General features: G+C 58.2%; 10 protein-coding genes. 8 read left to right on the top strand and 2 right to left on the bottom strand.

Features of this window, described 5'->3' with window-relative positions:
- Positions 1 to 163: 163 nt before the first annotated feature.
- The gene (locus ACVWZU_RS13915) at positions 164 to 1,132 is read right to left on the bottom strand and encodes an isopenicillin N synthase family dioxygenase (RefSeq protein WP_457441364.1); all 969 of its coding nucleotides are present in this window, start codon (positions 1,130 to 1,132) and stop codon (positions 164 to 166) included.
- Positions 1,133 to 1,722: 590 nt separating this feature from the next.
- On the opposite strand from ACVWZU_RS13915, the gene ACVWZU_RS13910 reads away from it, so the two are divergent.
- The 7 genes from ACVWZU_RS13910 to ACVWZU_RS13880 all read left to right on the top strand — a co-directional run bounded on the left by ACVWZU_RS13910 (position 1,723) and on the right by ACVWZU_RS13880 (position 7,604).
- Complete coding sequence (locus ACVWZU_RS13910; protein WP_414331929.1) at positions 1,723 to 2,193, top strand: hypothetical protein; 471 nt, start codon at positions 1,723 to 1,725, stop codon at positions 2,191 to 2,193.
- Between the two features lie 220 nt (positions 2,194 to 2,413).
- Positions 2,414 to 3,427 carry a leishmanolysin-related zinc metalloendopeptidase gene (locus ACVWZU_RS13905; protein WP_457445500.1) on the top strand — a complete coding sequence of 338 codons (1,014 nt, stop codon included), beginning with the start codon at positions 2,414 to 2,416 and terminating at the stop codon, positions 3,425 to 3,427.
- 142 nt (positions 3,428 to 3,569) lie between these two features.
- Positions 3,570 to 3,851: a hypothetical protein gene (locus ACVWZU_RS13900; protein ID WP_011432432.1), complete on the top strand. Its 282-nt coding sequence runs from the start codon at positions 3,570 to 3,572 to the stop codon at positions 3,849 to 3,851.
- 60 nt (positions 3,852 to 3,911) lie between these two features.
- On the top strand, positions 3,912 to 4,259 hold the full coding sequence (locus tag ACVWZU_RS13895; protein WP_457445498.1) for a hypothetical protein: 348 nt from the start codon (positions 3,912 to 3,914) through the stop codon (positions 4,257 to 4,259).
- On the top strand, positions 4,259 to 5,158 hold the full coding sequence (locus tag ACVWZU_RS13890; RefSeq protein ID WP_457445496.1) for a DMT family transporter: 900 nt from the start codon (positions 4,259 to 4,261) through the stop codon (positions 5,156 to 5,158). The genes ACVWZU_RS13895 and ACVWZU_RS13890 overlap by 1 nt, the downstream gene beginning before the upstream one ends.
- A gap of 10 nt (positions 5,159 to 5,168) precedes the next feature.
- Positions 5,169 to 6,281: a glycosyl transferase gene (locus ACVWZU_RS13885; RefSeq protein ID WP_457445494.1), complete on the top strand. Its 1,113-nt coding sequence runs from the start codon at positions 5,169 to 5,171 to the stop codon at positions 6,279 to 6,281.
- A 30-nt stretch (positions 6,282 to 6,311) separates the two neighbouring features.
- Entirely contained in the window at positions 6,312 to 7,604 is a 1,293-nt protein-coding gene (locus ACVWZU_RS13880) for a class I SAM-dependent methyltransferase (protein WP_457445492.1), read from the top strand.
- Between the two features lie 136 nt (positions 7,605 to 7,740).
- On the opposite strand, the gene ACVWZU_RS13875 is transcribed toward ACVWZU_RS13880, so the two are convergent.
- Positions 7,741 to 8,436 carry a hypothetical protein gene (locus tag ACVWZU_RS13875; protein ID WP_414330153.1) on the bottom strand — a complete coding sequence of 232 codons (696 nt, stop codon included), beginning with the start codon at positions 8,434 to 8,436 and terminating at the stop codon, positions 7,741 to 7,743.
- A 67-nt stretch (positions 8,437 to 8,503) separates the two neighbouring features.
- Between ACVWZU_RS13875 and ACVWZU_RS13870 the strand changes: the two genes are divergently transcribed.
- Positions 8,504 to 8,734, top strand: a complete 231-nt coding sequence (locus tag ACVWZU_RS13870; protein ID WP_457384149.1) for a hypothetical protein — start codon at positions 8,504 to 8,506, stop codon at positions 8,732 to 8,734.
- The last annotated feature ends 39 nt before the right edge of the window (positions 8,735 to 8,773 follow it).

The raw sequence follows: 8,773 nt of genomic DNA, 5'->3' as shown, positions 1-8,773 counted from the left end.
ACTTGGCTCATAAGTTCATTGTACTTCATCAAAGCGCATTCCTCCCGGCAGTGACCCTACGGGTACAGTGCGGGGCTCCTGCGATTTCTAGCTGAGACAGGCTGGGAACTTCATACTCGTAGGGCAAGGCCGGGATCCGAAACATAGAGACCCCCAGTTGGGATCAATGCTGGGGCGGGGATCCTACCTCGGCCAGGCCAATTTCCCTCAACCGCTGGGCCAAGTATTCTCCGGCAGTCAGGGAAGGGAACCGAGGGATCCCGCCGGTGCGGGCCACACAAGTCGGCAAGGGTGTGAGATCCACTTCTGCACGCGGATGCACAAAGAAGGGAATGGAAAAGCGGCATTCTTGAGGGTTGTCGGGGTTGGTCACCCGATGGGTGGTGCTGCGCAGCAGGCCATTGGTGAGGTTTTGCAGCATATCCCCGGCATCGACAATGATCTGACCGGGCAGAGCCGAAATGGGCAGCCAAGATCCATCTCGTTGCAGAAGTTCTAGCCCTGGCGCGGTGGCTTCACACAAGAGCGTGATCAAGTTGATGTCTTCATGGGCTGCAGCTCGTAAACTCTGGGGAGGGGCTTCAGCGGGAAGGGGCGGATAGTGAATCACCCGCAAGAGATTGGCTCCTCCTTCCGCCGCTTTGGGCAGGTATTCGGCAGGCTCCCCCAGATACAGAGAGATTGCTTGCAACAGTCCCTGGGCACAGGTTTCCAATTGGGCGAACAGCTCTAGCATCACCCTGCGAAATTGGGGCACCTCCCGAGGCCAGATGTTGGCAGGAAGGTGGGGATCCCCTTCGCGCCCGATGTGCCAAAACTCTTTCATGTCAGGATAGGGATGATCTTTAGCGTGTTCTTTGCCAAAGGGGGTGTACCCTCGTTGCCCCAGCAGCGCCGGATCCTCATAGGCTCTCTTGGTCGGCTCTGGCAAAAGAAAAACGGCTTCTGCGGCTTCATAGGCTTCCCGGATCAATTCCGGCGATAGGCCATGGTTAACCAAGGCAAAAAAGCCAATCTGTTGCAGCGCTTCCCCCACCTGGCGGACAAACTGCTCCCGCTCACCTGACGTTCCGTTTTGAAAGGCGGCAAAATCGACAACCGGCAGAGTCTGGCGTTGGGGAGTGGTTACCACGGCAAAAGTCGTCTCCGGCGAAGAGTCAACGCTATTTCTAGGCAGCGGGCTTGGTGTCCTATGCTATCCTTCCTAGGGGGACAAGGGGAGAGGTTTGAACCGAAGATGATCTGTTCGGGGCCCATCTGCGATATCTAGAGTCTAAAGCCGCTCGGCTATTCACCTTCCCACAAGATGTAGGTAAAACCCTGCCAAACCTCTGTTGCCTTTGCCTGGAGATTGCACCTTAGTAGTGATTAGTAGTGACCTGTGCCCTTTTCGGGAAGGCTGTGATAGAGTCGATAAAAGCAAAGTTATGACTGGGTTTTCCCCAAGAGCAGTCTGAGCGCTGGGTAGGCGAAATGGAGGGAGTTGTTCTGTTGTTGCAGTGGCTTAACTTGGTAAGGCAGGGCAGGCTACTTCTTCCCTCTTTAGCCGATTAAAGTTTTTGTGAAGTTAGGGATTAAGTTGGGGTCTCTGTTGCTTGTCAGCTATAACCGCGCCTAGAATTGCCGAGGACTGATGTTTTCGGAGATAGTTTGCAGACACTGTTGATGTTGCTTTCCTTTTGCCTACTCTCAATCTGTTGACCTTTCGAGACCGACTGCTCTATGACAGACACTCATCCCTGTGCCCCCTGTATTGTGAATACGGGAACTCTGGTCAATAAGCGGGATATTTACCGACTCCTATCCGATTTGGCCCGTGTTCGCTACTTCGATATCGTCGATGGCTCAGTGCGGAAGCAAGGGGAAGGCTGCGTGGTGGATGTTTTTCAGGATCCCACTGCTGCCACACTGGTGGTAAACCGTAGCCTCTACTTAAATGTGAACAGCTTTGACTATGCCTGTCTGCGGGATCCCGCTTCCGAAGAAGAGATTGCCAACCTGGGCAAGGAGCAGCCGGGCGTGGTTATCGACTTGGTTCAGGACGGACGTATTCTGCGCTTGGTTCCCCTGGTGGAGCCGCGTTCGGATCCCGAGGAGCTCTTGGGGGATAACCAGGCGCTGCGGGCAGCGGTGGATGTTTTGGCTGCGGGCTGGGGCATAGAAGAGGAAAACTCTTCCGACTCCTCAGATTGAGAGATCCTGACCTGAAAATATAGACCTCCAAACCCATCTCTTCCTGGCCTTGAAGTTGACCGGTGCGGTGTGACGCAAATCATGCTCGGGAGGATGGTTGCAGCCGGTATGATCCAACTGGGCCGTGAGGCTCTTTGCGTTTGGGGGTGGTGTGAAGGTTTTTTCGGGGCAGCGACAGCTTCTGGGGAAAGTATGGGGTCTGCGTCTGCTTGGATCCCTGGTGGCTGTGCTTCTGGTACTGGTGCTCAAGGCTTGCGGCGGAAGTGGTGGTTCCTCTTCTGTAGGTGTCATTCCCACTCCCATTCCAACCGTCATTCCCACCTCTACTCCAACTGTCGTTCTCACCCCTACTCCGACTGTCATTCCTGCCCCTTTGCCCTCGCCAACGACTGCGCCTGCTTCCCAGTTCACCATTGACGTTCGCTTTCCCGACAACAGTCTCACCCCCACCCAGCAGTCGATCGTCCGCAATGCCGCTCTGCGCTGGCAACAGATCATCGTTGGTGACCAGCCGGATCTGCCCCCCACCACCATTCGGGCCGACGAATGCGATCGAGGGTTTCCCAGCACGCCACTCAATTTCCCCATCGACGATCTGCTGGTGGAGGTGCGGGCCAGAAACCTCGGCAACGAGCGAATTTTGGGGGGAGCTGCTCCCTGTTTTGTGCGGGCCTCTAACGGTCTGCCTTTCTACTCCGTCATTTTGTTCAACAGCCAAAACCTATCGGCTTTGGAAGAGCGAGGGGATCTGCCCATTACTGCCCTGCACGAGTTGGGCCATGCCTTGGGCTTCTTGCCCATCGTCTGGGATCCCAAGGGGCTAACGGTGGGCTTGGTGGGACGGGATCAGCCTACGCCCCCTGGCTACGATCCCCGCTTCATCGGCCCCAGGGCAGTCAGCGCCTTCGCCACGCTGGGAGGAAACGCGCCCTCTGTTCCTTTAGAAAACGAGTTTGGGGAGGGATCCCGAGATTCCCATTGGCGGGAGAGCGTCTTGGGCCGCGAGCTGATGACCAGCCGCATCGACCGGGGGGTAGCCAACCCCTTGAGCATTCTCACGGTGGGAGCAATGGCAGATATCGGCTATGAGGTGAATCCAGCAGCGGCGGATGGCTTTGCTTTGGGGCGCAGTAGAGGGATCCCTCAGCCTTTGGAACTGCAGGAGCTGGAGTTGATCCTGCCCCTACAGCAATTTGACGCCGAGGGCAGGCGGGTGGGGGATCCCCAGGCCTAAGAAAAGGAGTATATCTACTCATGGCCAAGAGGCTACCTTTTAACAATAATGAAGGTCGAGTTGTATAACTTCACAACATCGACATAACATCGACAAGTTCTCAACATCGACAAGTTCTCACCTCATCTCTTTGCAATTAGCTATGGGTATCCTCAAGAAGCTTTTCGGCGGCCTGTTCTCCTTTTTCGGCATTCTCTTCGGCGGCTTGGTGGATTTTGTTACCGGGCCTTTTCGTTCTGCACCGGCTTCCCCCAGCTCTGCTCCTGCGGCTACAGCAACTGCTCCTGCCAACAAGCCCAAGGTGGTGGTGGAGAAGCCTTTTGTGCCCAATGAGATCTCGGCTCCGCGTCCTAACCGTCGCCCTGGCCCGGCTTTGGATGTGTTCCGGGCTATGGTTCAGGAGATCCCTTCGGCGCGAGCTTAGTCTGCCCATCTTCGGGAGCAGCTCGTAAGATGGAGGTGACACCGCTGGAGGCTGCTCTCTATGTCCGATCTCTCTTTCTCAGAACAAGAACGGCTGAAACAGCTTGAGCGTGAACTGGAGCAAGCGGCTGCAGCCTCTCGGGAGTCGGGAACATCCGTTGCGTCTCAGGGGAAAAGTGCCGTCCGAGCTTGGGTTGAGACTTGGGGGCGTCCACTGGTGACGGTCTTCGCCATTCTGGGCTGTATTCTTCTGGTCGGGCTGTTCTTCCGGGTTTTCGGCACCGTTCTCAGGTGGGCAGTGGTGGCGGGGCTGGGCTATCTGCTCTATGCCTGGGTGGTGGCACCGCGGCTGGGCCTTCCCACCGGAGCTAAGTCGAAGCAAGAGGACAGCAATCTCGACAGCTTTTGATGCCTAGGGATCCCTGGCGAGCCTATGCTTACCTGGCGGCGGCCATCTTGGGCTGGGCCACGGCTGCCAGCGCTTTTAAGTTTGGGTTGCAGCACCTGTCGCCGACGGTTCTGCTGATTTTTTCGGCATTGAGCTCTTGCTTGATCCTGGGGATCGTTTTGGTGGTTACAGGGCGGGCAGGGTTCCTCGGCAAGCAGAAGGGATCCCAAATCCGCCTGTCGGCCCTTCAGGGGCTGCTCAACCCCTTCGGCTACTATGGGGTGTTGTTCCAGGCTTATGACCGTCTGTCGGCTCAGGCGGCGATGGCTCTGAATTACACTTGGCCACTGGTGCTGGCTCTTCTGGCGGTGCCGCTGCTGGGAGAGCGCTTCCGTTGGCGGCTGGTGTTGGCCTTGGGGGTGAGCCTGCTGGGGGTGGTGCTGGTGGCTACGGGGGGATCCTGGGGCACCTTGCAGGTGGAGGATCCCTGGGGGGTGCTGCTGGCGGTGGGCAGCTCTGGACTCTGGGCGCTCTATTGGCTACTCAATGTGCGGGATGGGCGAGATGCGGTGCTGAAGCTGTTTATGGGGTTTCTCTTCGGCAGCCTCTATGGCCTGCTACTGCTGCCGTTTCAGGAGGTCTCTTGGAACCTTGCCGGGCTGGGTTGGGCGGCTTACATTGGTCTGGCGGAGATGGGCCTGACTTTTGTATTTTGGCTGCGGGCTCTGGAGTTGGCGGGCCATCGGGGATCCCTGGCCAACTGGGTGTATGTGACGCCCTTTTTGTCGTTGGGGTTGATTGCGGTGCTGTTGGGCGAGAGGATTGCGCTGGGATCCGTGCTGGGCCTGGGTCTGATTTTGGCCAGCAATCTGTGGGGATCCCGTAGGGAAAAGTCCCCCGCAGATCCTGTTCTGTCTTGAGGTGGTCGCGATGAATCCCGTTCCTCTGTATGTGGCGGCAACAGCTCACGGGTTTGGGCACGTTACCCGTCTGGCGGCGGTCGTGAATGCTTTGCTGCGGCGGGATCCCCATGTTCTGCCCATCTTTGTTACGCCGGCTCCCCGCTGGCTCCTGGAGCGTTACGTGGAGGGGAAGTTTCTCCATCGGCCGCGGGCGTTGGATGTGGGGGTGGTGCAGCCGGATGGGCTGCAAGCGGATCTGCCGGCTACGTTGGCTGCCCTCAAGGCGTTTAAAGCCAGCGCTGCGGAGCTTGTTCGAGAAGAAGCGGATTTCATTCGAGCCCAGGGGGTGCCTTTGGTGTTGGCGGATGTGCCGCCCATTGCTGCGGCGATTGCCCAGGCTGCCGGGATCCCTTGCTGGATGGCCAGTAATTTTGGCTGGGATTTCATCTATCAGGAGTATGGCCCGGAGTTTCAACCGTTTGTGGCCTGGGTTCGGGAGCTCTATGGGCAATGTGACCTTCTGTTTCGCCTGCCCTTTAGCGAGAGCATGGTCGCGTCAGCGGTGCGGAGCACTAGCGCTTTTCCGCGTCAGCAGGAGGTGGGGCTGACGGGATCGGATCCCCGCTACCCACCAGAAGAGGTCGCCGCCCAGTTGGGGTTACACCCGGATCAACCCAGGGCTTTGTTCACCTTTGGCGGGCTGGGGGTGCAGGGGTTTCCTTACGAGCGGCTCCAAGATTTTCCCGACTGGCAGTTTCTCACCTTTGATCCGGAAGCTCCCCCCTTGCCCAACTTGCGGGTTTTGGATGGGCGGGTGTGGCGACCGGTGGATGTGATGCCCCTCTGCCGCTGGGTGGTGTCCAAGCCGGGCTATGGCACTTTGGCGGAGGCCCTGCGCAGCCGCACACCTATGGCCTGTGTTACCCGCTCTGGGTTTGCTGAGTCACCGTTGCTGGTTGAGGGTTTGCGGCGCTATGGCTGGCATCGCATTCTCTCGCCAGAGGAGTTTTTTCAAGGATCCTGGGACTTTTTGCGGGATCCCGCCCACCCACCCCAGAGGCCGGATGGATTGGATCTGCAGGGGAATGAAACCCTGGCTGCTGCCTTAGAGGCATTCCTGCGGGGGAGGGATGCCGGGTAGCATAAAGGGCAGCTTCCTGCAGCGGATCCCATGGCCAGCAGCTCGACAGAATCTCTGCGGCAACTGTACGAAGAATTGCCCTACCCCAATGTGGCGATTGAGGCCTCGGGCCGCAACGCCATTGACGGGTTGTACCGCCTAAGTTTGACCACCGCCCAATACGCCCGCACCCGCGCCATTGTGCCCAGCGAAGGCGCTCTCATTTTGAATGCTGGCTGCGGCTCGGGCTGGGAAACGTTGATCTTGGCGGAGGCCAATCCGGGGGCGCGGCTGGTGGTGTGCGACCTGTCGGCAGAGTCGGTACGGGTGACGGAGCGACGCTTGCGCTACCACGGTTTCGGAGAGGTGGAGTTGTATGTTCTCGACCTGTTGGACATCGAACAGTTGGGGCTGGAATTTGATTTCATCAGCCTCAACGATGTGCTCTATCTGCTGGACGATCCGGTGGCGGGGCTAAAAGCCCTCAAGCGGGTTCTCAAACCTGACGGGATCCTGCGGGCCAACCTGCACCACGCCTACCAGCGGGAGGTGATCTTTCGCATGCAAGAGGCGTTTCGGCTGCTAGGGCTGTTTGATCTACCCACTCCTGAGGCCTGTCAGCGGGTACGGGAATTCATGGCCAGTTTGGCCTCAGACGAAATGCGGGCAGCCCTGCGCTGGAACCCTGAGATCTACAAAGACGACACCAACATCCGGGCCAACTACCTCTTGCCAGGAGACAAGGGCTTCCTGATCCCCGACCTGATGCGCATGCTCGCAGACGCCGATCTGGGCCTTGTCTGCTTGGTGGACTATGCCGACTGGGATCCTGCAATTTTGTTCAAAGAGAGGGCCATGCCCCCCTGGCTGCAAGCTGAGTTGGACAAGCTCTCGCCTGCAGATCAAAATCACTTTTATGAGCTGATCTACCCCAACCATCGCCTCATTGACTTTTGGGCGGAACACCCCGGCTCTTCCTTGGTCTTGCCCTGGAGCGACGCCGATTGGCTGGGGGGCAGAGTGCAGCTCAACCCCATCCTGGCCGACAACGTCGAATTTCGCCAAAACTTTGCCAAAGCTCACGAGAAAAAGCTGGAGTTTGCTATGAATTGGCCGGGATCCAGCTATGGGCGCCTGACCATCTCAGCCCCTCAGATGGCTTGGTTGGGATCCCTGTTGCAGGGGCCAACGGCAGTGAAAGCCTTGATTGAGCAAGCGGCCCAGGTCAACAAGTTAGAGCTGGAAGCGGCCCGGGAGGAAGTGCTCACCTACCTGGCGGGGCTGGAGTCGTTTTTGTTTGTGATGTTGGATCCGACTCCAGGCTCTTTCTCTGGGGGGGAGTAGAGCCCTGGCGCTTCCCTTGGATCCCCGGCGCCTCTGCCGAGGCTGGCGGACCGGTTCGTCGCTATTTTTGGTTCCCGCCGGGTTGCGGAGACAGTCTTGGAGCGATGCCAGTCGTCGAGGGGGGAGGGATCCCTCTCTAGCGATCCACCAGGCGCAGCTCGAAGGTGAGGATGTTGGCAGCCAAAATCTCCAAAGCCCCGCCCTCAATGAGGTCGCGAGTGAGGGCAGCCCCGGAGCCACTTTGTTGGATCAATTCGCGGCTGCGGCGCACCGTCTCCTGTCGCTGGGGGTCGTCCACAACCACCTGCCGCTGATTGGACAGGCTGAGGCGATAGAAATTGGGCAGATCCCCCCGGGTGGCATCAATGGCCAGATTGGTCTCTTCAGGGGCTACGCGGAAGGGGGCACGGGCGGTGAGCAGAGCCACCTGGATATCTTGGTCTCGCCCATCAAGGCCCTGCAGCTCGGATATATCGATCTGGAAATTGAGGGTATCGCGGTCACGGGTAAGGCGATTAACCCGTACCTGGTTAAAGCCGACGGCAAACTCCCGTTCCGGCTCTCCAAACCGCTGGATGGTGGCCTGCAAGACTGACTCTTCGTTGAGGGGGGTAACCCGAATGAGGTAATCCCAGTCCCGCACAAAGGTGTACTCGTTGGGCCCCACACGGACGTTGGGATCCACCAAGTTGGCGGTAGGGCCAGGGCTGCCGGCCCGGCTGAGAGCTACCATGTACCAGTAGTTGGGGCTGATGGGCAAACCCAGGGTCATGCGTACTTCCAGCACTGGCCGCGCCCAAGCGGCAACAGCCGTGAGAGCCGTTATGGCCATGGCTCCCAAGCAACTCCACAGCCAGCGCTGAGGAGGAAAATTAAGCTGCGGCGGGCAAGAGCAAGTGATGGCTGGGGTTCTCATTCAAGCCTCTTCAACTCTCCGGCAGGTGGCGGCAGCCCGAACTCCTTTCCTGCTCACTCTGGAACAGTCTAGCCAGGAATGGCGTGCCCTCAACAGGGGATCCCAAGGGTCGGCGGCGGAGCGCCAGCAGAAGTTTTCGTTAAGCAGTGATGATTCGGTGTGGAGCATGACTCTAGTCAATAATAAGCTCAACTATACTGAAAATAATGTATAATATGTTCAGTACGGATTACTACCAGTTGATCTTTCTGTT

The sequence above is a fragment of the Thermostichus sp. MS-CIW-26 genome (assembly GCF_054059115.1).
This window is presented reverse-complemented; position numbering and strand designations above follow the sequence as displayed.

Excerpts from the sequence above, each read along its gene's own strand:
- ACVWZU_RS13910 (WP_414331929.1), top strand. The coding sequence starts at position 1,723 with ATGACAGACACTCATCCCTGTGCCCCCTGTATTGTGAATACGGGAACT.
- ACVWZU_RS13900 (WP_011432432.1), top strand. The coding sequence starts at position 3,570 with ATGGGTATCCTCAAGAAGCTTTTCGGCGGCCTGTTCTCCTTTTTCGGC.
- ACVWZU_RS13895 (WP_457445498.1), top strand. The coding sequence starts at position 3,912 with ATGTCCGATCTCTCTTTCTCAGAACAAGAACGGCTGAAACAGCTTGAG.
- ACVWZU_RS13890 (WP_457445496.1), top strand. The coding sequence starts at position 4,259 with ATGCCTAGGGATCCCTGGCGAGCCTATGCTTACCTGGCGGCGGCCATC.
- ACVWZU_RS13885 (WP_457445494.1), top strand. The coding sequence starts at position 5,169 with ATGAATCCCGTTCCTCTGTATGTGGCGGCAACAGCTCACGGGTTTGGG.
- ACVWZU_RS13880 (WP_457445492.1), top strand. The coding sequence starts at position 6,312 with ATGGCCAGCAGCTCGACAGAATCTCTGCGGCAACTGTACGAAGAATTG.
- ACVWZU_RS13875 (WP_414330153.1), bottom strand. The coding sequence starts at position 8,436 with ATGGCCATAACGGCTCTCACGGCTGTTGCCGCTTGGGCGCGGCCAGTG.
- ACVWZU_RS13870 (WP_457384149.1), top strand. The coding sequence starts at position 8,504 with ATGGCTGGGGTTCTCATTCAAGCCTCTTCAACTCTCCGGCAGGTGGCG.